Consider the following 24,487-nt stretch of genomic DNA (forward strand, 5'->3'; position numbering starts at 1 on the left):
TACGGCACCGACAGTGTCCGAACCGAGGGAATGTGGGCATGATCTAGCCATGACCTTGCAGCACCTCTGGCTCGCAGACATGGACGGCAACCTCATCCAGCCCCCGGCGATCACCCTGTTGACCCTGCGGTCCAAGTACGGCGAGCGAGCTCGCCCGGACACTCCGCAGGACGTCACGCTGCACGCCGAGCTCGGCGTGACCGACGACGACGGGGACCTGCACACCCACGCCCTGACCCCGGCGCTGCCCTACGCGGCCGCCGCCGAGATGCGACTGCACCTGGTGCAGCTGCTGGCCAAGCACGGCGCGACCGAGGTTCCGGCGATCCTGCGGGTTTCCTTGCAGGACAACGTCATCCGCTGGACCCTTGACCGGCTCTCGCCCCCGGCGGAGGCTTCGGCGCCGCAGTCCTGACGCACGTGAGAGGCTTGGGGGGTGTCGACGCGCCGCAGTGAACGGGACCAGAACCGCAGGGTCTACGGGCAGAACTTCCTCCGCGACCCCAAGTCCCTGCGGCGGATGGTCGAGGTCGCCCGCGTCGGACGGGAGGACCTCGTCTTCGAGGTCGGCGCGGGCGAGGGCGTGCTCACCGAGGTGCTCGCCGACAGCGCGCGCTACGTCGTCACCCACGAGGTGGACCCGCACCTGGCGCGCGCGCTGGAGCCGAAGCTGCGCCGGTGGGACAACGTCGAACTGGACTTCGGCGACTTCCTGGAGGTCCTGCCGGCGGCGGAGCCGTTCAAGGTGGTCGCGAACATCCCGTACGCGATCACCTCGGCGATCGTGGACTGGTGCCTGGACGCGCGGTACCTGACCTCGGCGACGCTGATGACGCAGCTGGAGTACGCGCGCAAGCGCAGCGGCTGGTACGGCAGGTGGAGCCAGCGCACGGTGGAGACCTGGCCGCTGTTCTCCTGGGAGCTGTGCGGCAAGGTCCCGCGCGAGCACTTCCGCCCGGTCCCCAAGGTGGACTCGGGCATCCTGCACATCGCCCGCCGCGACAAGCCGCTGCTGCGCCCCCGCGAGCTGCGCGACTACGAGAAGCTGGTGGCGCTGGGCTTCACCGGCATCGGCGGGACGCTGCGCGCCTCGCTGTCGAAGATGTACACCCCGAAGCGGGTCGCGAACGCCTTCGACCAGGTCGGCCTGCGACAGGACACGGTGGTGGCCTTCGCCCACCCCGACGTCTGGGTGGACCTCTACCGGGCGCTCAACCCGGCCCCTGCCCGGCCCCGCCGCTGAGGCGGGCGGGCCGGGTCAGACCTTGTCGAGCGCCTTGGGGATCGGGACCCAGGAGAGGGTCTTGTCCTCGCCGAGGACCTTGGCGATCTGGCTCCACTGCTGGATCGTCACCACCTCGGCCGCCGCCCCGCCCGGCACACCGACCTCGGTCATCATCCGCTTGGCGCGGTTGCCGGGGATCGAGTTCGCCAGCACGGTGCGGGCCCCGCGCTCGGGGGCGCCGTAGGCCGCGTGCAGCAGGGTCCACAGCACGCGGTCGGTCTGGCGGGTGAAGCCCTCGCGGCGGCGGATCGTCAGGTGCGCCGCGTCGCCCCGGGGCTGCGGCTGGAAGTTGCTGGCCGGCAGGCGCTTGCGGACGCGGATGTCGAAGCGCGACGCCCACCAGGCGACCTCCAGGGTCTTCGGGTGGGTCGCGGTGAGCTTCTTGGCGAAGCCGAACTCCAGCGCGAGGTCGGCACCGGCGAACGGACTGCCCGGCGGGTTGAGCAGGCGGCGCAGCACGTCGTTGGCGACCAGGCTCGGCAGGCTGGAGACCACCCAGAACGCCCTGCGCGGCAACGGGATCGACCGCGAGTCGCCGTCGACGACGCGCACCTTGTCCGCGTCGCCGAACTTCTTGGTGAGCCGCTCGACGAAGCCCCGGTCGCGCTCGACCGCCAGCACCCGGGCGCCGGTCTCGGCCAGCGGGGTGGTGATCGACCCGACACCGGCGCTGAAGTCGATCACGAGGCTGTTCGGGCCCACCCCCGAGGAGGCGACCAGCTCGGCGCCCACCTGCTTGGAACGGAGGAAGTGGAGACCGGATGCGGCGGAACTGGGCCCACGCCTGGACAAGCGGCACCACCATCACGAGAAGGGAACGACCAGCAGCGGCCGATGTTACCCGGTGCCGACCTGCGGGGAGTCACGCGGGGACCGCGGACACCGCCTCCTGGGCGGCCAGCGACAGCGCGCGCCGGTCGGCGCCCTCGTGCGGCACGCTCGGCATCGCGCGCAGGTGCACGACCAGGCCGCGGGCGGCGATGGTGCGGCGCATCGCGGTGCCCATGCTCTCGTCGCCGAGGTAGGAGGCCGCCGCCGTGGGCCTGCCGTCGGTGAGGCGGTAGTCCAGCAGCACCGGGCGGACCGGGACGCCCGCGTCCACCGCTGCCTGGAACATCGCCGGGCGGAAGCGGCCCTTGGCGGGCTCGCAGAAGGTGGTGCCCTGCGGGAAGACCGCGACGCTGGTCCCCGCGCGCAGGGCCGCGGTGACCTGGCCGACCACACTGGGCAGCATCGACAGCCGGAGCCGGTCGATGAAGATGGTGCCCGCTCCCCTGGCGATGCTGCCGATGACCGGGATCTCGCCGATGCCGGTCTTGGCGACCACCCGCACCGGGACGGCGGCCATCAGCACCACCGGGTCGAGCCACGACACGTGGTTGGCGACCAGCAGGGCGGGATCGGCCTCCGCGGCGTCGGCGTGCACCTCCAGGCGGATGCCCAGCGAGCGCAGCAGCATCCGGCACCACGAGGACATCAGCCTGCGGCCGCGGACCGGGTCCACCAGCTTCTGCACCCCGAGGACCGGGATCGCGGCCAGCAGCACGCCCAGCGCCATCAGCACGCGCAACAGCCTGGTCGGCGCCCACACCCGGGGCGCGTCGCCAGGCGCGTCGATGCAGTCCTGGCCGCAGGGCGATGCGGGCATCCAGTCGGAGCTCATCATGGTGGCGGTCCCCCAGTGATTCCGTGCGGTGTGTCCGGGTTGCTTCGGGGGCGGAATCGTAGGCCGCCCGGACTGAGAGTCTTCACGGTGGTGACCGGGGCGCCGCGAACCCCCTCCCGCTCACCCCTCGCGGCCGTACGATCGCGACGTGTCGACTATGGGAACTCCGGTCACCACCGACGAGGTCGATCCGCTGCGCGGTCTCACCGCGGACCAGGTGCGCAGGCGGGTCGAGCAGGGCCAGACCAACGACGTGCCCGCCCGCGCCAGCCGCACGGTCGGCGAGATCGTCCGAGCCAACGTGTTCACCCGGATCAACGCGATCTTCGCCGTGCTCTTCGGCATCATCGTCGCGATCGGCAGGGTCGTCCCGGACGGGCTGTTCGGCCTGCTGATCATCGCCAACAGCGCCATCGGCATGATCCAGGAGCTGCGGGCGAAGAAGACGCTGGACGAGCTCGCCATCGTCGGCCAGGCCAAGCCGGTGGTGCGCCGCGACGGCGCCTCCGTGGAGGTCGCTCCGCACGAGGTGGTCCTCGACGACGTGATCGAGCTGGGCCCAGGCGATCGGATCGTCGTCGACGGCATCACCCTTGCGGGTGACGGCCTTGAGGTGGACGAGTCGCTGCTGACGGGTGAGTCCGATCCGGTGGTGAAGAGCCCCGGCGACCAGATCCTCTCCGGCAGCTTCGTCTGCGCGGGCGGCGGCAGCTACCGGGCGACCAAGGTCGGGCGGGAGGCCTACGCCGCCAAGCTCGCCGAGGAGGCCAGCAAGTTCACCCTGGTCTCCTCGGAGCTGCGCTCGGGCATCGACAAGATCCTGCGCTTCATCACCTTCCTGCTGATCCCGGCGGGCGCGCTGAGCGTCTACAACCAGCTGTTCAACAACAACCAGGCGCTGCCCGACGCGCTCAGCGGCATGGTCGCCGCGCTGGTGCCGATGGTGCCCGAGGGCCTGATCCTGTTGACCAGCATGGCTTTCGCGGTCGGGGTGATCCGGCTGGGCAAGCGCCAGTGCCTGGTGCAGGAGCTGCCCGCGATCGAGGGCCTTGCCCGCGTGGACACGGTGTGCGCGGACAAGACCGGCACGCTGACCGAGAACGGCATGCGGCTGGCCGAGGTCCGGGTGCTGGACCGGACGGCGAAGGTGCACGAGGCGCTGAGCGCGCTCGCCGTCGCCGACCCGCGCCCCAACGCCAGCCTGGAGGCGATCGCCGAGGCGCACCCGGACTCCCCCGGCTGGCGGATCACCGCCGCGGCCGCCTTCTCCTCGGCGCGCAAGTGGAGCGGCGCGAGCTTCGACGGCGAGGGCAACTGGGTGCTGGGCGCGCCGGACGTGCTGCTGGCCGAGGGAGACCCGGTGCGGGCCGAGGCGGAGAGCACGGGCGCGCAGGGGCTGCGGGTGCTGCTGCTGGGCCGCAGCGACGCCTCGGTCGACGACGCGGACGCGCCGGGCACGGTCACGCCGGCCGCGCTGGTCGTGCTGGAACAGCGCGTCCGGCCGGACGCCAAGGCCACGCTGGACTTCTTCGCCGAGCAGAACGTGGCGGTGAAGGTCATCTCCGGCGACAACGCGCTGTCGGTCGGGGCGGTGGCGGGCTCGCTCGACCTGCCCGGCGCTGACCGCCCGGTGGACGCGCGGACGCTGCCGGACAAGCAGGACCAGCTCGCCGACACCGTCGAGGGCGGCGCGGTCTTCGGCAGGGTGACCCCGGCGCAGAAGCGCGCGATGGTCGGGGCGCTGCAGTCCAAGGGCCACACGGTGGCGATGACCGGTGACGGCGTGAACGACGTGCTCGCGCTCAAGGACGCCGACATCGGCGTCGCGATGGGCGCGGGCAGCCCGGCCACCCGCGCGGTCGCGCAGATCGTGCTCCTGGACAACAAGTTCGCCACGCTGCCGCACGTGGTGGCCGAGGGCCGCCGGGTGATCGGCAACATCGAGCGCGTCTCCAACCTGTTCCTCACCAAGACCGTGTACTCGGTGCTGCTGGCCTTCATGGTCGGCATCGCGCAGCTCCCGTACCCGTTCCTGCCGAGGCACGTGACGATCCTGGGCTGGTTCACCATCGGCCTGCCCGCGTTCTTCCTGGCGCTGGCGCCGAACTACGAGCGGGCGCGCAGCGGCTTCGTCTCGCGGGTGATGCGGATGGCGATCCCGGCGGGCGCGGTGATCTCGGTGGCCGCGTTCGTGACCTACCTCAACGCGCACGGCAGTCCGGGGGTGACCGTGGTGCAGGCGAGCACGGGCACGTTCATCGCGCTGGGCGGGATCGCGCTGTGGGTGCTGGTGATCGTGGCAAGGCCGTACGCGTGGTGGAAGCTGGTGCTGCTGGCGGCGATGGTGGGCATGTACCTCGGGCTGCTGCTGATCCCCGCGAGCCAGAGCTTCTTCCAGCTCGACCCGTCCAACCCGGCGGTGGTGGTTCCCGCTCTGGTCAGCGTGGCCGTGGGTGTGGTCGTCATCGAGGCGTTCTGGTGGATCGACGGCAAGGTCAGGGGCGAGCGGCGGCAGCTGTTCGGCGCGCCCGAGCTGGACTGAGCCGCACGCGGAGGACGGCGGGCCGGGATCACGACGATCCCGGCCCGCCGTTCTTTGTGAACGCACTTCGGCGGTAACCGGAAAGATACACACGAGTGGTACGCACTTTTCACGGTCGGAATTCACGATCTTGTTTCGGTCGGGAGACGGCGCCGTGAGCCGACTTGACCACCTCGCGCGGCGCGACATACTTTCGAGTAGGAGTGCGGATTCCCAGCAGGGGAACGTGCCCGCGAATCGGACAAGGGACGTTTCTCTGCCCCTTCCGGACCAATTCGGAATACCCCGGGAGAACGCGGCCGTTCGTGTGCACCGGTATTCGAGGAGCGCAGTGGTGACATTCCGGTTGGGTGCTGTGGTGCTCGTCGTCGCGATGGTCGGCGCGGGCTGTGCGACCACCGGGGACCAGAACTCGGTGGTGGCGAGGGCCAGCTCGACCGACAAGCTCACGATCGGCATCAGGTACGACCAGCCGGGCCTCGGGCGCAAGATCACCGACAGCTGGTTCGAGGGCTTCGACGTCGACGTCGCCACCTACGTGGCCAACGAGCTCGGCGTCTCCTCTGACAACATCACCTGGAAGGAGGCGCGGACCCCCGACCGCGAGGCGCTGATCCAGGAGGGCCGGGTGGACCTGGTGGTGGCCAGCTACTCCATCACCGACGCGCGCAAGCAGCAGGTGGGCTTCGCCGGGCCGTACTTCGTCGCGGGTCAGGGGCTGCTGGTCAGCCAGAACACCGACGACATCACCGGGCCGGAGTCGCTCAACGGCAAGAAGCTGTGCTCGGTCAAGGACTCCACGTCGGCGAAGAAGGTCAAGGACCGGTACGCCAAGAACGTCCAGCTGGTCGAGTACTTCCGCTACAGCGAGTGCGTCAACGCGCTGCTGGTGCGCTCCGTGGACGCGGTCACCACCGACGACGTGATCCTCGCCGGGTACGCCGCGCAGCACCCGGAGCTGCTGAAGCTGGTGGGCAAGCCGTTCAGCGAGGAGCGCTACGGCGTCGGGCTGCGCAAGGACGACGCGGACGGGCGCGCCAGGGTCAACGCGGCGATCGAGAAGATGATCTCCAGCGGCGAGTGGCGGAGATCGATCGAGAAGAACCTCGGGCCCTCCGGCTACCCCGTGCCGAACCCGCCCGCCGTCAGCGAGAGATGACCCTCAGCCGGACGTGGTCACCCGGACCAGCAGCACGGCGGTCACCTCGGTGCCGAGGGAGTGCGTGCGCTCGCCGACGCGCACCACGAGCGGGCCGCCGAAGGGCTGGCGCTCCACCACCTCGATGCGCGCGCCCAGGGTGATCCCGTTGTGCGCCAGGTAGCGCAGGATCTCCGGGTTGGTGTCCCAGACCCTGGCGATCTCCCCGGTTGCCCCGGGTTCGAGCTCGCGCAGCAGGTGGGTCGCGGGCTGCTCCACCGATCCGTCGGCCGCCGGGATCGGGTCGCCGTGCGGGTCGTGGCTGGGGTTGCCGAGCTTGGCCGAGATGCGCCGCACCAGCTCGTCGGAGACCGCGTGTTCGAGCACGTCGGCCTCCTGGTGCACCTCGTCCCAGGTGTAGCCCAGCTCCTCGACGAGGTAGAGCTCGATCAACCGGTGCCTGCGCAGCACGTCGCACGCGGCGCGCAGCCCAGGAGCGGTGAGCTCGACGCCGTGGTAGGGCACGTGGGTGACCAGGCCGAGGTCGGCGAGCTTGGCGACCATGCCGGACACCGAGGACGGGCTCACGCCCAGCCGCTTGGCGAGTGTGGCGTTGCTGACCTCGACCCCGCGCTCGGTGAGACCGTAGATCGCCCGCAGGTAGTCCTCGATCGAGGACGAGGGCCGCTTGGTCGCCATGTCCTCACTGTACGGAGGTGCGGGCCCGCCGCTGCCTCCTGCTCCGCACGGCGAGCGCCAGCACTCCCCTGCGCGGCGCGAACAGGTAGACCACGGCGAAGACGACCGCCTGGCAGAGCACGATGGTGCCGCCGGTTGAGCTGTCCGCATGGAAGCTGAGGTAGGTGCCGAGCACGCAGCTGCCCACCGAGATCGCCACGGCGATGGCCAGCATCCGCTCGAACCGGTCGGTCAGCAGGTACGCGGTCACGCCGGGCGTGATCAGCATCGCCGAGACCAGGATGATGCCCACCGCCTGCAACGCCACGACGACGGTGAGCGCGAGCAGCATCAGCAGCAACGCGCCGAGCCGCTTCGGTTTGAGGCCGATCGCGTGCGCGTGCACCGGGTCGAACGCGTAGAGCGTGAGGTCGCGGCGCTTGTGGAGCACCACTGCCAGGGTCAGCGCGCCGATGCCGAGCACCTGCGCGATGTCGCCGTCGGAGACGCCGAGCACGTTGCCGAACAGGATGTGGTTGAGGTCGATCTGGCTCGGTGTCTTGGACACCAGGACCAGGCCGAGCGCGAACAGCCCGGTGAAGACCACGCCGATCGCCGCGTCGCCCTTGATCCGGGTGGTGTCGCGGACCACGCCGATCAGCGTGACGGCCAGCCCGCCGAAGAGGAAAGCGCCTACCGCGAAGGGCAGGCCGAGGAGGTAGGAGAGCACCACGCCGGGCAGCACCGCGTGCGCGATGGCGTCGCCGAGCAGCGACCAGCCGATCAGCGTCACCCAGCACGAGAGCACCGCGCACACCAGCCCGGCGGTGGCGCTGACCAGCAGGGCCCGCCGCATGAAGTCGAACTGCAACGGCTCGGTGAGCCAGTCGACGATCACGTTCACGCCACCACCCCGTCGAGTCCGAAGGCACGGCCGAGGTTGTCGGGGGCGAGCGCGGTCTCGATGTCGCCGTGCAGCAACACCCGCTGCCGCAACAGGATCGCCTCGTCGCACAGCGCGGGCACACCCGCGAGGTCGTGGGTGGAGACCACCACGGTGCGGCCCTCGTCGCGCAGGGAGCGCAGCAGCTCCACGATCGTGGCCTCGGAGCGCTTGTCCACCCCGGCGAAGGGCTCGTCCAGGAACAGCAGCCTCGCGTCCTGGGCGATTCCCCTTGCCACGAAAGCGCGTTTGCGCTGCCCACCGGAGAGCTCGCCGATCTGGTTGCCCGCGAGGTCGGCCAGCCCGACCCGCTCCAGTGCGGCGCCGACGGCCTCGCGGTCAGCCGCCTTCAACCGCCGCGCGCCGCCGAGCCCGCCGTAGCGGCCCATGGCGACCACGTCGCGCACCCGGACCGGGAAAGCCCAGTCAACCGCCTCGGACTGCGGGACGTACGCCACCAGCCCCTCGCGACGCGCGAGCGCGGGGTCCTTGTCGTGCAAGGTGATCGTGCCGCGGTCGGGCTTCACCAGGCCGATCAGCGACTTGAACAATGTGGACTTCCCTGAGCCGTTCATGCCGAGCAGCCCGCAGATCCGGCCGCGCTCGATGGTCACGTCGACGTCGTCCAGCGCGAGCACGTCACCGTAGTGGACGGTGACCCCGGTCGCTGTCACGGCACTCATCTCGCACCTCCGGTCAACCCCGCGACCACGGTTTCGGCGTCGTAGCGCAGCAGGCGGAGGTACGTCGGCACCGGCCCGCCCTCCTCGGAGAGCGAGTCGACGTAGAGCGTGCCGCCGAGCTTGGCCCCGGTCTCGCGCGCGACCTGCTGCTGTGCCTTGTCGTTGACAGTGGACTCGCAGAACACCGCGGGCACGGAGTTCTCGCGCACGAAGGTCACCGTCGCGGCGATCTGCTGCGGTGTGCCCTCCTCGTCGCTGTTCACCGGCCACAGGTACGCCTCGCGCAGCCCGGAATCGCGGGCCAGGTAGGAGAACGCTCCCTCGCAGGTGACCAGCGCGCGTTGCGCGGGCGGCAGCTTGCCGAGCTCGGAACGCAGGAAGGTCTCGATCTCGGCCAGCTGCGCCTCGTAGCGCTCGGCATTGGCTTTGAAGACCGCGGCGTTGCCCGGGTCCAGCTCGGTGAGCGCGGTCACGATGTTGCGCACGTAGATCCGCGCGTTGGCCGGGGACATCCACGCGTGTGGGTTGGCTTTGCCCTCGTACTGCCCGCTGCGGATCGGAATGGGCTCGACCCCGGTGCTCAGCGTCGCGCGCTTGGCGTTGGCGCTACGGACAAACCGGTCGAACCAGCGTTCGAGGCCGAGTCCGTTCTCCAGCACCAGGTCCACACCGGCGCTCTTCCTCAGGTCGCTCGGCGTCGGCTCGTACTCGTGGATCTCCGCGCCGGGCTTGGTGATCGACTCGACCGAGACGGCATCGCCCGCGACCGCGCGCGCCATGTCGGCGAGCACGGTGAAGGTGGTCAGCACGCGCTTGCGGCTCCCTTGGCCGCCCTCGGCGCTGGAGCAGCCCGCGATCAGCAGCAGCGCGGCGGCCAGCAGCCCCGCGACCGGCTTTCGGTACGGCGCGACCCGGTTTTTCGGCATACCGAAAACAGTATCGAACAATCCCGGCCACACCCAAGGCCGGCCGTGGAGTTCCTGGTCACGGTCCACGTCGCGCCCGTCTGTCCACTGTGGACTCTTAAGGAGTTTTCCGGGGATTTCCGCGAAGGGGTGGGCTACGGTCACCCGCGCCCGCTACGGTCGGCGCTTCCCGCGCAGCCCCGGAGGAGCCCATGCTGGACCACCTCGTCTATGCGGTACCCAACCTGGAGGACGGAGTCGCCGAACTGGCGCGGCTGACCGGCCTGCGCGCGACATCGGGCGGGCGGCACCAGGGTTTCGGGACGCACAACGCCTTGCTCGGCCTGGACAACCGGACCTTCCTCGAGGTCATCGCCCCCGACCCGAGCCAGCCCGCCCCGCGCAGGCCGCGACCGTTCGGTGTGGACGGGATCGAGCAGCCCAGACTGGCGGGCTGGGTGTTCCGCACCACCGACCTGCCCGGCATGGTCGCCAGGGCGCGGGGCATGGGCTTCGAACCCGGCGAGCCCATGGAGATGTCCCGCCAGCGCCCCGACGGCGCCGAGCTGCGGTGGCGACTGACCAGCACGCTGGCCGGCGACCTGACTCCGGCGTTCATCGACTGGGGCCGCGCCGAGCACCCGAGCCAGGCCCTGCCGGAGGGGCTGCGGCTGCTGTCGCTGACCGTGCGCCACCCCTACCCCGTCCGCTTCGGCGCGGCCCTGCGCTCGCTGGGCATCGCCTACCCGGTCGTGGACGGCGAGCGGCCCCGCCTGGTCGCCCACTTCGACGGCCCCGGCGGCGGCCTGATCCTGGACTAGCGGCCCCGCGACCCCTGCGACGGTGGCCGGCGCTGTCCCGCACGTGGCGGCACCACCTCACCGCACCCCGGCGCCCACCAGTTCGCGTTTTGTAGGCTTAATGCGAAAAGAGAGCGCTCATCCGCACATCAAGGTGACAAAGCGCGAAAACCCCACCACGCCAGCCGGCCCACGTGCGCACGGGGACGCGGCTAGCCGGCGCTGCTCCGGCGGTGCGACCCGGTGGTGCCGTCGAGCAGCTCGCGCAGGATGTCCATGTGGCCAACGTGCCGCGCGGTCTCCTCGATCAGGTGGATGAGCACCCATCGCAGGGTGACCTTCTCGCCGAACCAGGCGGTGCCGGTGTCCTCCAGCCCGAACTCGGCGATGACGGCGTCCGAGGCGGCGCGGGCGCGGCGGTAGTAGTCCAGCACGTCGGCGGTGGTCTCGTGCGGCTCGATCCGCAGGTCCGCCTCGGGGTCGTCGGTGTCGAAGTCCACCGGCTCGACCGGGCGGCCGAAGGTCTCGCTGAACCACCCGTTCTCGACGTAGGCGAGGTGCTTGACCAACCCCAGCAGGCTCGTCCCCGACGGGGTGACCCGCTGGCGCAGCCGCTCGTCGTCGAGTCCCTCGACCTTCCAGAGCACCACGTCGCGGTGCCGGTCGAGGCTGATCCGCAGGCTTTCCTTCTCCTCGCCGGTGAACGGCACCTTCTGTTCCATCAGCGGATGGTAACGACTACAGGCTGAGCACGACCTTCCCGCGCCGCCCGCCCTGCGGTGCGTCTCGGCAACCTCCGCCAGCGGCAGCACGGCGGCGAGCCGGGTGCTGAGCCCGCCGGCGACGAGCTCGCGCAGCCGCGCCGCGTCCGGGCGGACCTCGACGCGCTCGACCCGGATCCCGCGCTCGGGCTCCGGAACTCCGGGCGGGACGACCGCCACGAACACCCCACCGTCGCGGACCGCGCCGACCAGCGGGGCCCGGGCGACCCCGGCGTCGAACACGCCGTCCGGGCAGCTCGGCCTGGCTGATGACGTCCTTGGCGCCCAACGAGGCCACGTGGTCCTCGTCCCCGGCGGAGGCGACCGCGACCACGTCCGCCCCCGCCGCTTGCGCCGCTTGCGCCGGTCACCACCAGATTCTGTCCACTATGGACGCCGGTGATGTCGAGGGCCTGGCTCGCGGTGAGCGCGTTGAGCGGCAGCGTGGCGGCCTCGGTCAGCCCCGCGCTGTCGGGCAGCGACGCCAGCCACTCCGGGTCGGCGCTGACCACCTCGGCGTAGGTGCCCGCGCGCCCGCAGGCCAGCGCGGCGAACCACGGGACCATGCCGACGACGCGCTGGCCTGCCGCCTCCAGCACGGTGCCTGCGAGGTCCCAGCCCAGGACCAGGGGCGCGGGGAACTCCCCCACGGCGCCGGAGCGGATCGCGAGGTCGACGGTCGACCTTGACCCGCACCCGACCGGGCTCCTGCCGCTCGACCCGGCGCAGCACCTCGGGTCCTCCGTACTCGGACAGTTCGATGACCTGCACTGCTCCCTCCTGTGACGGCGTCCAGCGTGCTGCGCTTGGGGAGGAGCAGGTGTCGTGACGATGACCGCATAGCAGCGACGCGAGATGGACAAGGCCGAGCACGAGGCATTCCTCGCGGCCCGCCCCACACACCACTTGCTCGCGACGATCGGCGACAAGTGGACGGCCTTGGTGCTCAGCGAGCTGCGCGCCGCGCTGCCGAGCGCGAGCCAGAAGAGCTGACCCGCACGCTCCGCTCGGCGGAGCACGACGGCCTGGTCCGCCGCACGGTCACCGCCAGCGTTCCGGTCCGCGTGGACGACGAGCAGACGGACCTGGGGCCTCACTGCTCCCGGTGCTGAAGGCTTGGGCGGAGGAGCACATCCCCCAGGTCCTCGCCGCCCGCGCCGCCACCCCGGCCTGAGTCACTCGCCGACGAGGGAGAGGGTGCGGCGGGCGCCCTCGACCAAGGCGGCGTCGACGAAGCGGCCGTCCGGCAGGGCGAGCGCTCCCGCGTCCGTGACGGCGGCCACCACGATCTCGCGGGCACGGGCCAGCTCGGCCTCCGTCGGGCGGTAGGCGTCGGCGATCGTCTCCAGCTGCGCCGGGTGGATCGCCGTGCGGCCGAGGAAGCCCAGTGCCCGGCCGCGCTCGCAGGAGCGGCGCAGGCCTTCCAGGTCGCGGACGTTGGGGTAGACCGACTGGGCGGGCGGCGGCAGTCCCGCGGCGCGGGCCGCGACCACGACCCGGCCGCGGGCCCAGGCCAGACCGTCCTCTGTGGACTGCGGCGGCACTCCGAGGTCGGCGGAGAGGTCGGCCTCGCCCAAGGCGACGCCGCTCACCGCGGGGTGGGCGCGAGCGATGTCGAAGGCCAGCTCCACCCCGAGCGCCGACTCCAGCAGCGGGCACAGCGCCAGGTCCTCGGCGAGCTCCGCGACGCGGCGCACCTGTTCGGGACCGGTGACCTTCGGCAGCCGCAGGCCGCTCACCCCGGGCAGGCCGGCCACCGCCGCGACGTCGGCGGCGGCCAGCGGGCCGTCGAGCGCGTTGACGCGGACCTGGACCGGCACCGGGGCCGGGTCGGAGAGCAGGTCCTTCGCGGCGTCGCGGGCGTAGGACTTGCGGTCAGGGGCGACCGCGTCCTCCAGGTCGACGATCACCACGTCAGCTCCGGAGGCGAAGGCCTTCACCACCCGGTCCGGCCGGTCGGCGGGGACGTAGAGCCAGGTCAGCGCGGTCACACCACACCTCGCTCGCGCAGCGCGGCGATCTCCTCCTGCGCGAGGCCGAGGCCGCCGAGCACCTCGTCGGTGTCCGCGCCGTGCGGCCGCCCGGCCCAGCGGATCTCGCCGGGGGTCTCCGAGAGGCGGAACAGGACGTTCTGCATCAGCACCGAGCCCAGCTCCGGGTCGGGCACCCGGGTGAGCGTGCCCAGCGCCTCGTACTGCGGGTCCTCCAGCACGTCGCGCACGTCGTAGATCGGTGCGACCGCCGCCTCCGCGCGCTCGAACTCCGCCATCACCTCGTCCCTGGTGTGCTTGGCGATCCAGCCGCCGACCGCCTCGTCCAGCACGTCGGCGTGCGCGGCGCGCTGCACCCCGGAGGCGAACCACGGCTGCTCGATCAGGTCCTCGCGGCCGACCAGGCGCATCACCCGCTCCGCGATGCTCTGCGCCGACGTGGACACCGCGACCCACTTGTCGTCGGAGGTCCGGTAGGTGTTGCGGGGCGCGGTGTTCATCGAGCGGTTGCCGGTGCGCGGCTGCACGTAGCCGAGCTGGTCGTACCAGACCGGCTGCGGCCCGAGCACCGTCAGGATCGGCTCGATGATCGCCAGGTCGACCACCTGGCCGCGGCCGGTGCTCGCGCGGCCGTTGAGCGCGGCCATCACCGCGTACGCCGTGGTCAGCGCGCTGATCGAGTCGGCGAGGCCGAACGGCGGCAGCGTTGGCGGGCCGTCCGGCTCGCCGGTGATGGCGGCGAAGCCGCTCATCGCCTCGGCCAGTGTGCCGAAGCCCGCGCGCCGCGCCGACGGGCCGAACTGGCCGAAGCCGGTGACGCGCGCCAGCACCAGACCCGGGTTGACCCCGGAAAGCCGCTCGTAGCCGAGGTTCCAGCGCTCCAGGGTGCCAGGGCGGAAGTTCTCGATCACCACGTCACAGGTCGCGACCAGCTTGAGCACCAGCTCCTGACCGTCCGCTGAGGACAGGTCGATGGTCGTGGTCTTCTTGTTGCGCCCCAGCAGCTTCCACCACAGCCCGACACCGTCCTTGGCGGGGCCGTGCCCGCGCGAGGGGTCCGGCCTGCGCGGGTGCTCGACCTTGATCACCTCGGCGCCGAAGTCCCCGAGCAGGGTCGCGGCCAGCGGACCCGCGAACAGCGTGGACATGTCCAGCACGCGCAGCCCCTTGAGCGGCCCGGTCATCGCGCTCCCTCCTTTGTCTCCGTGAGATCGACGGCGCAGCGAAAGCCCGCTGTGGACACACAGGCCAGTGCGGCGCCCGGCACCGGCAGGCTCAACGAGTACGAGGGTTCCCTCGGCCCGCCCTCGACGTACCACTCCGACCCGGCCGCCGCGTAGGCCGCGCCGCCCTTCAGCACGACCGACCGGCTGCGGCCGTCCGTGCTGAGGCTGCCGGTCCAGTTCCACACCAACGGTTCGCGTCGCTCCAACACGCCCGCCTCGGCCGCGACCTGCCACTCCTCGGCGGTCGGCAGCCGCAGGCCCGCCCAGCGGGCGTACGCCTTCGCGTCGTCGAGGTCCACGTGCACGGCGGGCTCCTCCGGCGGCCACTGGTCCCACGCGCCGTGGCGGCACCTCGGCTCGTGCCGGGTCTCGGCAACGAACCGGGCGAACTCGGCGTTGCTGATCTCAGCGCGGTCGATGGCGAACGGACCGAGCTCGACCCGCTTCTCCTCACTGCGCATCGAATGCAGCTCCGACGGCAACGGCTTCCACTCGTCCACGAACGGCGGTTGGCCGGGCCTCCCCTGCTCGCGGAGTCGGTAGCGCACGGTCAGCGTTCGCGCCACCGCGGCGACGGCGACCATGCCGTCGGGCACGGTCCTCCTCGCGGAAGTCCTTTGTGGAATCACGGTGACATTCCTCATGACGCGTGTGGTGTCCCCGTTCCCCCGGAGCGCCTCGGCGCGTTCCTGGTTGAGCAGGGCGGTGAACTCCGTTGCGACATCGCCGAGCTCGACGACACCGGGGATGCGGTCGGTGGACACGGCCGACTCGGTCTCGAAGACGGCGCCGAGGCGGGCCGTGCCAACGGCGTCGATCAACTCCGATTCACCCTGCCGTTGCGCGTCAAGGAAAACGCCGTCCGCTCCGAGCAACGAGACCAGCGCTGTCGCACGGTCGCGAGTGCCGGTGCCCCACGGCACGACCACCCGCGCACCACGCGCGTGGTACGCGGCAACGACCTGCGGCAGTTCGGGCACCTCGGTGAAGAAGTCGAACTGTTCACGCTCGTCCAGCCCCAGGTACGCGTTCCGCAACACGATCACCTCGTCCGGACACCTGTCCACTGTGAACGAACGGGATTCATGGTCATTGAGCAGTTCGTCCCATAACCAAGCGACGGCATCGGTCGCCCACCGGCTCTCCTCGCGCAGACCACCGTCGCACCCGCGCCGGCGGCGTGCGTCGGAGCCCCATCGCAGCAACGCCTCCCACCACGCGGTCCAGTCCCTCGGGCCCGCAGGAGCTGCCAACATCTTCGCGCTGTCCAGAGTGGACAGATCAGCGTCGATGCCAAGGGGAACCCGGGTCGGCAGCTCCTGCGGCCTTGGCTGGGCTTTCATGCCCGAGACGCCACCAGCTGGTCGATCTCGCCGCGCGTCGGCATGGAGCTCGAAGCCCCTGGGCGCTGCACCGCGATCGCCGCGGCGGCGCTGGCCCAGGTCAACGCCTCCTCCGTCGGCTTCTTCTCGCCGAGGGCGACCGCGAGCGCACCGACGAAGGTGTCACCGGCGGCCGTGGTGTCCACGGGGGTGACCGGGAACGCGGGCACCGTGACCCGCTCCCCACCGCGCGCCGCGTACAGGCAGCCCTGTTCGCCCAGTGTCACGACGGCGACCGGAACCCGCTCAAGCAGCCACTCGATCGTCTTGTCCAGATCGTCCACTCCGGACAGCACCCGCGCCTCGTGCTCGTTGGGCACCAGGATGTCCACGTTGGACAACAGCTCGTCGGGCAGGTCCTGCGCGGGGGCCGGGGTCAGCACGACCGTCGTGCCGTTCGCCCTGGCCACCTCGGCCCCGGTGATGGCCGCCGCCATCGGTGCTTCCAGCTGGAGCAGCAGGAAGTCCGCGCCGGCGATCCGCTCGGCGTCGCCTTCCTCGGCCCCGGTGATCGTCGCGTTCGCCGACGGCACCACCACGATGGAGTTCCCACCGTTGTCGTCCACCACGATGTGCGCGGTCCCCGTCGGCCCCTCGACCGTCCGCATCCCCGCGGTGTCCACTCCGGACTCCGCGAGCGTGCGCCGGACCGGATCGCCGAACGAGTCGTCGCCGACCGCGCCGATCATCGACACCCGTCCACCGGCCCTGGCCGCCGCGATGGCCTGGTTGGCGCCCTTGCCACCGGGAACCGTGCGGAACTCGCGGCCCATGACGGTCTCACCGAGCACGGGCGCGACGGCAACGTACGTCGTCAGGTCCATGCTGGCGCTGCCGAGCACCACGATCATGGCTTTCCCTTCCCGGCCAGCGCGACCGTGCGCGCGGCAAGCTCATCGAAGCCGATTCCGTCCATCCCGCCGACCGTCGTCGCGAGGCGGTTGCGCAGCGGGCTGGTCCAGCGCCGCGGCAGCGCCGACACCCCGGCGCGCACACCGAGCAGCGATCCGACCGTCGCGCCGTTGGAGTCGGTGTCCCAGCCACCGGCGACGACCCGGCAGATCGACGCCTCGAAGTCCCCTCCCCCGTGCACAACGGCTGCCGCGACCAGCGCGGAGTTGTTCACCGCGTGCACCCAGTGCAGGTGCCCGTAGCGGTCGTGGATGCGGTCGAGAACTCGACTCCAGTCCTGTTCCTCTTGTGCGGCAACGATTGCGTAGCGCACAGCCTCCGCGAGGCGGGACTCGGGCGGGACCACGGACAACCCGGCTTCCAGCCACTGGACCGGCTCTTCCAGCACGGCGGCGGCGGAGACCGAGGCGGCGACGAACATCGCCCCGTACACGCCGTTGGCCGTGTGGCTGAGCACCGCGTCCCGCCATGCCGCCCGCGCGGCCGCGCCCGGTCTGCCCGGATGGATCCAGCCGAACAGGTCGGCCCGGATCTGCGCGCCGATCCACTCGCGGAACGGGTTGCGGTAGCTCGCGGTCGCCGGCGGCGAGTGCCCGAGCAACAGGTTGCGGTAGGCGATGCGCTCGGCGGTGAAGGTGCGCCCCGCGGGCAGCTCAGCCAGCCACAGGTCCGCGACGTCCTCGGTGGTGAAGTCCGGGCCGGTGCGCTCCAGCAGCATCAGCGCGAGCAACGGGTAGTTGAGGTCGTCGTCCTCGGGCATCCCGTCGATGTTCTCGACCAGGCTGGTCGGGCGGCTGCGCCGGTTCCACGGCCAGCGGGCCGCGATGTCCTCCGGCAGCCCGACCTCGGTGAAGTACTGTCGGATCGGCCAGTTCCCGGTGGCGCGGGCGATCTCCTCGATACCCTCGCGCGGGATCTTCTCCACCGGCTTGCCGAGCAGGCACCCGACCGCCCGGCCCAGCCAGGCCCCGTGCACCTGGTCGAGGTCCGGCTCGCGGGCACCGAGGTCATCAATCCACTGTGGACAGAGCGCCTCGATCTCGTCGAGCGCGGTCGGCTCCACCGCGGACCCCGGAAGCAGTGCCAGCGCGTCCAGCACCGACCCGGCCAGCTCGCGCAGCTCGGCGGAGGCCGGTTCCGGCGAGGCGCCCGCGAGCGCGGGGCTCAGCTCGCCCCCTGCCGCCAGCCACCGCTTCGCGATGACGGAGGCGTCACGGCCGTCCTCCTCCGCCTGCCGGAGCTCGTGCCCCACCAGGTCCTCGGGCTGTACCCAGGACAGGCGCATCAGACCCGCCCGGCGAGGGCGCTGAACGCGTCCTCGTGCTCACGGCGACGGCGGACATCGCGCTCGAAGACCTCGCGGGCGACCTCCGCCAGCACGACCGCGGGGGCCTCCAGGTCCAGCTTGCTGGCGTCGGCGACCCGCTGCCGCCAGTCGGCGGGCACGTCGCCGAGGCCGTTGAGCGCACCGGAGATGGCACCGCCCATGCTGGCGATCGAGTCGCAGTCACGTCCGTAGTTCACGCCACCGAGGATGGTGCCGCGCGTGTCCCCGCGCGAGACGACGAGCATGCCCAACGCGATCGGCAGCTCCTCGATCGCGTGCAACCGGCTCGGCCTGCGCGCGCCGAGTCCGGGCTTGCGGTACTCCGGACCGACGGTGTCGAACGGCTCGACGGCATCGCGCAGCGCCGGAATGGCGCTCTCCCAGTCATCGTGCTTGGCCGCGACCTCGCACACCGCCTCGATGGCCGCGCGGGTGCCGTCCTTGGCCAGCCGCAGGCAGTCCTGGACCACACTGTCCACAGTGGCCCCGGGGCGGAACGCGGCGGCGACCCCGGCGGCGAAGACGGCGGCCGCCTCCCTGCCGTAGCTGGACTGGTGCGCACCAGCGACCTCGACCGCCTCGGCGTAGGCGGCGTCCGGGTTGCCCGCGTTGACCACGCCGACCGGCGCCATGTACATCGCGGCGCCGCAGTTGACGATGTTGCCGACCCCGGCCTCACGCGGGTCCACGTGCCCGTAGTGCAGGCGCGCGACGATCCACTTCTCGGCGAGGAAGATGCGTTGCAGCGGCAACGCCTCGGCTTCGAGCTCGGGGATCCACACCTTGGCGCCGATCAGCTCCGGCACCAGGTGGTCGGCGATCGAGTACGCGTCGAGGTGGTCGCGCACCCGGTCGTAGACCCGGACCAGGGCGTGGGTCATCAGGGTGTCGTCGGTGACGTTGCCGTCGCCCTTGTGGTACGGCGCGATCGGACGGGCGTCACGCCAGTTCTCGTAGAACGGCGGCACGATCCCCTGGATGCGACCGCCGTAGCGCTCGACCAGGTCCTCCGGCGTCCAGCCCTCGGCGGGTCCACCGAGCGCGTCACCGACGGCGGCCCCGACCAGGCAGCCCTTGGCGCGGTCCTCCAGGGGTTTCGACACTGCGCGTCATCCTCCTCTATCCACTGTGGACCGTGATGCGGTCCGCAAGGTCGATCAGGTCCGTTCCGGCCAGCCACGGCAGGGTGTGGCCCCGCAGCTCCCGGCAGCTCGCGCGCCAGGTCTGCGGGACGTCTCCGGCCAGCGCCCCGGCGAGCCCGCCGGTCAGCGCGGGCGCGGAGTCGGCGAGCCGGGACAGGCAGGCGGCGGCCGAGACCGCCTCGCCGAACCGGCCCCCGGACGCCAGCACCAGGGCGAGCGCGGCCGGAACGGTCTCGGCCGCGGCGACTCCGTAGCTGTACACGTGGTCGACGATCCCGTTCTCCAGCAACGGGACCAGGCCGAACGCGTCACTGTTCCGTCCATAGTGGACGGCACGGTCGGCGTTGCGGGCGATCTCGGTGCCCTCCGGCAGCTCGGCGAGCGCGGCGTCCACCGCCTCGGCGGGCGAGGCACCGCCCAGGGCTGCCGAGACAGCGGCGGCCATGGCCCGTGCTCCGTGCACGCCGTCGCCGTCCTGGGTGTGCCGCGCGTCGACCTCGGCCAGCTCAGCAGCGGCCTGGGGGTCACCAGGCGCCACTGTCGCGAGACCGATCGCGCGCGAACACGCCGCGTCGTCGAAGAAGTGCGGGTTGTCGTGCCCGCTGGCGGGCGGGCGGAGCCCCGTCGCGAGGTTCGCCAGCCCGGTCCGCACGGAGATCCGCGCACGCAGGTGCTGCTCGCCCTGGTGGACCTTCTCCGCGAGGTCGAGCCACGCGCCCCGCAGCGCGTCGGCTCCGTCCATAGCGACCAGCGCGGCCCACGTGGCCCACTCGGCGTCATCGGAGGGCCCCAGCCGCAGCGCCCCGGTCGGCTGGTTCAGCGTCATCGGCACGGGAAGGCTGGTCACGCCGTGCTCCTCGGCGAAGGTGTCCAACTCCCGCGCGAGCCTCCGGGTCCACGCCGGCAGGCTCCCCGCCCGGTGCTTGGCGGCGGCCCACCCCAGCGAGTCCCCCACCGCAACCCCCAACAACGCCCCCACCCCGCTGCCCTTCCGGCCATTCGCGGGCTTATGGACGTGCGCGCGCGCCACAGGAGGTCCATAAGCCCGCGAATGGCGCGCGGGGACCTCGTGGCGGGGGGTGGAGCGCAGCGTGGTGGCGATGGTGGTGATGTGGTGGCCCGCGACCGCGCTGATGCACTTGCCGCGCACGGGGCCGATCTGCTCCGCCCACTCCCGGGGGATGCTCGACTCGCCGGAGAGCGCGCCCGCGACGGCGCCGGCGATGGCAGCCGTGGTGTCCGCGTCGCGGCCGAGGTTGACGGCCGTGAGGATCGAGTCGCGGACGTCACCGCCCGCGTGGACCAGCGCGCCGAACGCCAGCGCGACCGCTTCCGGTGCCAGGTCGGTCCACGGGTAGCCGCGCACGACCACCGCGTCCAGGATCTCCTGTTCCGACTGCGCCGCAATGGTCCTGCGGACAGCTCGGGAGGTCCACGAGTCCTCGGGGATCACCGCGAGGCCTGCCGCGACCGCGTCGGTGAGCGGTGCCCCGCCCATCGCGGCGGCCACCGCGGCCGCGACCACCTGGCCGCCGAGGATGCCCTCGCCCTCGTGGCTCACCGCGCCGTCGACCGCGACCAGCCGCGCGGCCTCCTCCGGATCACCGGCCGCGAACACGCCGAACGGGGCCGCGCGCATCGCGAGGCCGTCGCTCCAGCCGTGCCGGTGCTGTGCGCTGACCGGGGCGGTGAGGCCGCGCTGGAGGTTCTCCACCGTGCCGCGCTCGCTGAACCCGGCGCCCTTCAGCGGCTGGTCCACAATGGACTCACGCCAGGCCTTCTCCACGTCGGCCGTTGCCAGCGCCGATCCGTGCTCGATCAGCAGCAGCGCGGAGAACACCGCGTACTCGGTGTCGTCGGTGCCGACGGGGTCGTCGGAGACGAAGCCCTCGATGCGCCCCCAACGGCGCGCGATCTCCTCCCGCGACAGGTTCTCCGCAGGCGCACCGAGCGCGTCACCGACCGCGAGACCGAGCAACGCGCCTCGGGCCTTCGTCTCTGTCATCGCTGGTACCTGGCCAAAACTCGGTTCCCGTCCTCGGTGAGCTTGCGCCCCAGCTCGTCGATGCTGATCTGGTTGCGGAAGTACTGCTGGAAGGCGGGTGTGGCGATCTTGTCCTTCCACTCCGCGTAGCCGCGCACCTTCTGCGACGGCGAGGTCCGCAACGACGCGCCCGCGGCGACACCGACGTTCCACCCGAACTCCGCGACGTTGAGCTCGGGAGCGGCCATCGCCCGCGTGCTGGTCGGCAGCATCCAGTCCCCCAGTGCCAATCGCGCGGTGTTGCGCGGGTTGACCAGATAGTCGATGAACTCCATGGCTTCCCGCTTGTGCGGGCTGTCCTCGGAGATCGACAGCGTCTGCGGGCTGACGCCCTGCTCCGGCCCCGTCCCGGTGAGCGGGGGCAACGTCACCCAGTCGAAGCCCTTCGGCGCCTGCTGGCGCATCTGCTGCCGGTAGGACAGCCCGAGGAAGACCATGGCGTACTTGCCCGCGAAGAAACCGGGAAGCGAGTCCGACCCGCTCATGCCCAACGCGCCGGGCGCGGCCGAGGCCTCGGAGTGCAGCTGCGCGTGCACCCGTTGGAGGACCTCGCGCTCGGCCGGGCCGAAGCTGGCGAGCACCTTGCCGTCCTGCTGGTAGAAGAACCGCCCGTCGAAGTTCAGCGCGAGGTTGAGCATCGTGCTGACGGGCTGCTTCATCGGCCAGGCGAAGCCGTACCGGTCGGTCTTGCCGTCACCGTTGGTGTCCGAGGTGAGCTTCTTGCTGATCTCGGCGAACTCGTCCCAGGTCCACGGCGTCTCCGGGGTGGGGAGCCGGACTCCGGCCTCGGTGAGCAGCGCCCGGTTGGCGAGGATCACCTTCGGCTCCTGGAGGAACGGCACGCCGTAGATGCCATTGCCGAACCGCGTGGTGTCCCACGTGGGCTCCGGAATGTCCTTGCGCAGCGCGGGCGGGACGAGCGTGGTCAGGTCGGCGAGGTAGCCGCCGTGCGCGAACTCGGACAGGTCGTCGGAGGAGTTGTGGATGACGTCGGCGGCCTCGCCGCCCGCGAAGGAGGTCAGCAGCTGGTCGTGGATGCTGTCCCAGCTGCCGGGCACGTACTCGACCTGCACCTTGGGGTGCGTGCGGTTCCACTCCGCGACGATCTGCTTGTTGACCGCGACGGACTCCTTCTGCCAGGCCAGGCTCAGGAAGCGCAGCTTCACCACGTCCGGCTTCGGCGCGGTGGAGCACCCGACGAGCGCGAGCACCAGGAGGACCAGAACGCGCTTCATCCCTTCACCGCCCCGGTAAGCATGCCGGCGGTCAGCCGGCGCTGGATGAACATGAAGAACAGCAGGCTCGGGATCGTGGTCAGCAACGCCGCGGCGGCGAGCGGGCCGAGGTCGGCGACCCCCTCCGCGCCGAGGAACCGGGTCAGCAGCACCGGAAGCGTCTGCTTCTCCGGGGTCTTCAGCAGCACCAGCGCGAAGAAGAACTCGTTCCACGAGCTGATGAAGGAGAACATCACCGTGGCGACCAGGCCGGGGGTGAGCAACGGGAAGACGATGTGCCGCAACGTCTTCCCCCGCGAGGCGCCGTCGACGGAGGCCGCCTCCTCCAGCTCGGGCGGGATCGCCCGGACGTAGCCCTGGAGCATCCACAGCGTGAACGGCAGGTTCCACACCACGTAGACCAGGACGAGCCCGGCCTGGGAGTCCACCAGGTAGAAACTCTTGAGCAGCAGGAACAACGGGATGATCACGAGCACGAACGGGAACATCTGGCTCACCAGGATCCAGCCGGTCGTCAACCGGGTGAGCGTCGAGCGGTAGCGCGCGAGCACGTACGCGGCGGGCACCGCGAGCACCATGGTGATCAGCGACGACGACACCGCGATGGTGAGGCTGTTCATCCCGGCCTCCACCAGCGGCTGCTCGGAGAACGCGGAGGTGAAGTTCGCCGTGGTGGCCTCACGGGGAATCCAGGTCGGGTCGATCGAGGCGAGCTCGCGCGGCCCCTTGAAGGCCGTGGAAACCAGCCACACCAACGGGAAACCGAGGAAGACGAGGTAGCCGACGAGGGCTGCGTACTGGGCCGTCCGCTTCACTGGTCCACCTCCTTGAGCCGGGAGCGCAGGTAGACCGCGAGGAAGATCGCGATCACCGCGACCATCACCGAGCCCATCGCCGCCGCGTAACCGAACTGGCCGTACTTGAACGCCTCCTCGTAGGCGAAGAGCATCGGCAGCCGCGTCTCGCCGCCGGGCCCGCCCTGGGTCAGCACGTAGACCAGTCCGAAGGAGTTGAAGTTCCAGATGAAGTTCAGCGCGGTGATCGCGGTGACCACCGGGCGCAACGAGGGCCAGGTGACCACCCAGAACCGGCGCAGCGGCCCGGCTCCGTCGATCGCGGCCGCCTCGTGCAGTGTCTTCGGCACGTTCTGCAGACCCGCCAGCAGCGTCACCGTCGTCTGGGGCATTCCGGCCCACACGCCGACCACGATGACCGCGGGCAGCGCCAGGCCGAAGCTGGCAAGCCAGTCCACGTTGTCCTCAAGCAGCCCCACATCGCGCAGGGTGTGGTTCAGGATGCCCGCGTCGGAGTGGTAGACCAGCCGCCACATGATGCCGACGACGACCTCCGGCATGGCCCACGGCACCAGCGCGAGCGTGCGCGCCAGCCACCGCAGCCGCAGGTTCTGGTTGAGCAGCAACGCCAGCCCCAAGGACAGCACGAACTGCAACGCGGTCACCACGACCGCCCACACCAGACCGATCTTGAACGAGCTCCAGAACAGCGAGTCCCGCGCGAGGTCGACGTAGTTGTCGACCCCGGTCACCGCGGACACCGCGTCGCGGCCGAAGCTGGCGTTGGTGAAGCCCAGCAACAGCCCGTAGACCAGTGGGCCGACGCTGAGCAGCAGGATGGGGATCAGCACGGGGAGCACCAGGAACCAGGCGTCGCGCTCCAGCCCGAGCGGGCCCTTGCGCGCGAGCCGTTGCGGAGACTTCAGCGGCTCGCGCACGGCGGTCATCGTCATCCTGCGCCGCCTTCCCGGAAGCTCGACATCCGAGCCCTCAGCGGGCTCCAACACGGGGCGGTCATCGCCATCCTGCGCCG

General features: G+C 71.3%; 24 protein-coding genes. 7 read left to right on the top strand and 17 right to left on the bottom strand.

Annotated features, from left to right (window positions below; translation table 11 throughout):
• Positions 1–49 precede the first annotated feature (49 nt).
• Together ACFFQA_RS08480 and erm are read left to right on the top strand one after the other, a co-directional pair.
• Positions 50–415, top strand: coding sequence for a hypothetical protein (locus ACFFQA_RS08480; protein WP_377851131.1), 366 nt, complete (start codon positions 50–52; stop codon positions 413–415).
• Positions 416–436: 21 nt separating this feature from the next.
• A complete protein-coding gene (gene erm / locus ACFFQA_RS08485) occupies positions 437–1,243 on the top strand; it encodes a 23S ribosomal RNA methyltransferase Erm (RefSeq protein WP_377851132.1) in 807 nt (268 codons plus the stop codon).
• Between the two features lie 15 nt (positions 1,244–1,258).
• Here the strand turns inward: erm and ACFFQA_RS08490 are convergent, their stop codons facing one another.
• Together ACFFQA_RS08490 and ACFFQA_RS08495 are read right to left on the bottom strand one after the other, a co-directional pair.
• The gene (locus ACFFQA_RS08490) at positions 1,259–2,077 is read right to left on the bottom strand and encodes an rRNA adenine N-6-methyltransferase family protein (protein ID WP_377851133.1); all 819 of its coding nucleotides are present in this window, start codon (positions 2,075–2,077) and stop codon (positions 1,259–1,261) included.
• A 70-nt stretch (positions 2,078–2,147) separates the two neighbouring features.
• A complete protein-coding gene (locus tag ACFFQA_RS08495; protein WP_377851134.1) occupies positions 2,148–2,951 on the bottom strand; it encodes a lysophospholipid acyltransferase family protein in 804 nt (267 codons plus the stop codon).
• Positions 2,952–3,108: 157 nt separating this feature from the next.
• On the opposite strand from ACFFQA_RS08495, the gene ACFFQA_RS08500 reads away from it, so the two are divergent.
• Together ACFFQA_RS08500 and ACFFQA_RS08505 are read left to right on the top strand one after the other, a co-directional pair.
• Entirely contained in the window at positions 3,109–5,493 is a 2,385-nt protein-coding gene (locus ACFFQA_RS08500; protein WP_377851156.1) for a cation-translocating P-type ATPase, read from the top strand.
• Positions 5,494–5,866: 373 nt separating this feature from the next.
• Positions 5,867–6,652: a glutamate ABC transporter substrate-binding protein gene (locus ACFFQA_RS08505; protein WP_377851157.1), complete on the top strand. Its 786-nt coding sequence runs from the start codon at positions 5,867–5,869 to the stop codon at positions 6,650–6,652.
• A 3-nt stretch (positions 6,653–6,655) separates the two neighbouring features.
• Here ACFFQA_RS08505 and ACFFQA_RS08510 read toward each other — a convergent pair whose 3' ends face one another.
• From ACFFQA_RS08510 to ACFFQA_RS08525, 4 genes are read right to left on the bottom strand one after another with little or no spacing between them, the layout of a single operon-like run.
• A complete protein-coding gene (locus ACFFQA_RS08510) occupies positions 6,656–7,330 on the bottom strand; it encodes a metal-dependent transcriptional regulator (RefSeq protein ID WP_377851135.1) in 675 nt (224 codons plus the stop codon).
• 4 nt (positions 7,331–7,334) lie between these two features.
• Entirely contained in the window at positions 7,335–8,213 is an 879-nt protein-coding gene (locus ACFFQA_RS08515; RefSeq protein WP_377851136.1) for a metal ABC transporter permease, read from the bottom strand.
• On the bottom strand, positions 8,210–8,935 hold the full coding sequence (locus tag ACFFQA_RS08520; protein WP_377851137.1) for a metal ABC transporter ATP-binding protein: 726 nt from the start codon (positions 8,933–8,935) through the stop codon (positions 8,210–8,212). Before ACFFQA_RS08520 ends, ACFFQA_RS08515 begins: the two co-directional genes overlap by 4 nt.
• On the bottom strand, positions 8,932–9,861 hold the full coding sequence (locus tag ACFFQA_RS08525) for a metal ABC transporter substrate-binding protein (protein WP_377851138.1): 930 nt from the start codon (positions 9,859–9,861) through the stop codon (positions 8,932–8,934). The genes ACFFQA_RS08520 and ACFFQA_RS08525 overlap by 4 nt, the downstream gene beginning before the upstream one ends.
• Before the next feature lie 191 nt (positions 9,862–10,052).
• On the opposite strand from ACFFQA_RS08525, the gene ACFFQA_RS08530 reads away from it, so the two are divergent.
• Complete coding sequence (locus ACFFQA_RS08530) at positions 10,053–10,661, top strand: VOC family protein (protein ID WP_377851139.1); 609 nt, start codon at positions 10,053–10,055, stop codon at positions 10,659–10,661.
• 191 nt (positions 10,662–10,852) lie between these two features.
• On the opposite strand, the gene ACFFQA_RS08535 is transcribed toward ACFFQA_RS08530, so the two are convergent.
• A complete protein-coding gene (locus ACFFQA_RS08535; RefSeq protein ID WP_377851140.1) occupies positions 10,853–11,644 on the bottom strand; it encodes a DinB family protein in 792 nt (263 codons plus the stop codon).
• A gap of 279 nt (positions 11,645–11,923) precedes the next feature.
• Between ACFFQA_RS08535 and ACFFQA_RS08540 the strand changes: the two genes are divergently transcribed.
• Positions 11,924–12,187 (top strand): hypothetical protein, encoded by a 264-nt coding sequence (locus tag ACFFQA_RS08540; RefSeq protein WP_377851141.1) that lies wholly within the window; start codon positions 11,924–11,926, stop codon positions 12,185–12,187.
• A 69-nt stretch (positions 12,188–12,256) separates the two neighbouring features.
• Entirely contained in the window at positions 12,257–12,394 is a 138-nt protein-coding gene (locus ACFFQA_RS08545; protein WP_377851142.1) for a hypothetical protein, read from the top strand.
• A 182-nt stretch (positions 12,395–12,576) separates the two neighbouring features.
• Here the strand turns inward: ACFFQA_RS08545 and ACFFQA_RS08550 are convergent, their stop codons facing one another.
• From ACFFQA_RS08550 to ACFFQA_RS08595, 10 genes are all read right to left on the bottom strand, one after another.
• Complete coding sequence (locus ACFFQA_RS08550; protein ID WP_377851143.1) at positions 12,577–13,392, bottom strand: HpcH/HpaI aldolase/citrate lyase family protein; 816 nt, start codon at positions 13,390–13,392, stop codon at positions 12,577–12,579.
• The gene (locus ACFFQA_RS08555; protein ID WP_377851144.1) at positions 13,389–14,576 is read right to left on the bottom strand and encodes a CaiB/BaiF CoA transferase family protein; all 1,188 of its coding nucleotides are present in this window, start codon (positions 14,574–14,576) and stop codon (positions 13,389–13,391) included. The genes ACFFQA_RS08550 and ACFFQA_RS08555 overlap by 4 nt, the downstream gene beginning before the upstream one ends.
• On the bottom strand, positions 14,573–15,961 hold the full coding sequence (locus ACFFQA_RS08560; RefSeq protein ID WP_377851145.1) for a formylglycine-generating enzyme family protein: 1,389 nt from the start codon (positions 15,959–15,961) through the stop codon (positions 14,573–14,575). Before ACFFQA_RS08560 ends, ACFFQA_RS08555 begins: the two co-directional genes overlap by 4 nt.
• Positions 15,958–16,851 (bottom strand): ribokinase, encoded by an 894-nt coding sequence (gene rbsK / locus ACFFQA_RS08565; protein WP_377851146.1) that lies wholly within the window; start codon positions 16,849–16,851, stop codon positions 15,958–15,960. The genes ACFFQA_RS08560 and rbsK overlap by 4 nt, the downstream gene beginning before the upstream one ends.
• Positions 16,848–18,197, bottom strand: coding sequence for an ADP-ribosylglycohydrolase family protein (locus ACFFQA_RS08570; RefSeq protein ID WP_377851147.1), 1,350 nt, complete (start codon positions 18,195–18,197; stop codon positions 16,848–16,850). The genes rbsK and ACFFQA_RS08570 overlap by 4 nt, the downstream gene beginning before the upstream one ends.
• The gene (locus ACFFQA_RS08575; RefSeq protein ID WP_377851148.1) at positions 18,197–19,342 is read right to left on the bottom strand and encodes an ADP-ribosylglycohydrolase family protein; all 1,146 of its coding nucleotides are present in this window, start codon (positions 19,340–19,342) and stop codon (positions 18,197–18,199) included. Before ACFFQA_RS08575 ends, ACFFQA_RS08570 begins: the two co-directional genes overlap by 1 nt.
• Before the next feature lie 16 nt (positions 19,343–19,358).
• A complete protein-coding gene (locus ACFFQA_RS08580; protein WP_377851149.1) occupies positions 19,359–21,386 on the bottom strand; it encodes an ADP-ribosylglycohydrolase family protein in 2,028 nt (675 codons plus the stop codon).
• Positions 21,383–22,660, bottom strand: a complete 1,278-nt coding sequence (locus ACFFQA_RS08585; protein ID WP_377851150.1) for an ABC transporter substrate-binding protein — start codon at positions 22,658–22,660, stop codon at positions 21,383–21,385. Before ACFFQA_RS08585 ends, ACFFQA_RS08580 begins: the two co-directional genes overlap by 4 nt.
• Positions 22,657–23,475 carry a carbohydrate ABC transporter permease gene (locus tag ACFFQA_RS08590; RefSeq protein ID WP_377851151.1) on the bottom strand — a complete coding sequence of 273 codons (819 nt, stop codon included), beginning with the start codon at positions 23,473–23,475 and terminating at the stop codon, positions 22,657–22,659. The genes ACFFQA_RS08585 and ACFFQA_RS08590 overlap by 4 nt, the downstream gene beginning before the upstream one ends.
• A partial coding sequence (locus ACFFQA_RS08595; protein WP_377851152.1) for a carbohydrate ABC transporter permease occupies positions 23,472–24,487 on the bottom strand: 1,016 nt, incomplete at its 5' end. The genes ACFFQA_RS08595 and ACFFQA_RS08590, both read right to left, overlap by 4 nt.

The sequence above is a fragment of the Allokutzneria oryzae genome (genome assembly GCF_042429765.1).
Taxonomy (GTDB): domain Bacteria; phylum Actinomycetota; class Actinomycetes; order Mycobacteriales; family Pseudonocardiaceae; genus Allokutzneria; species Allokutzneria oryzae.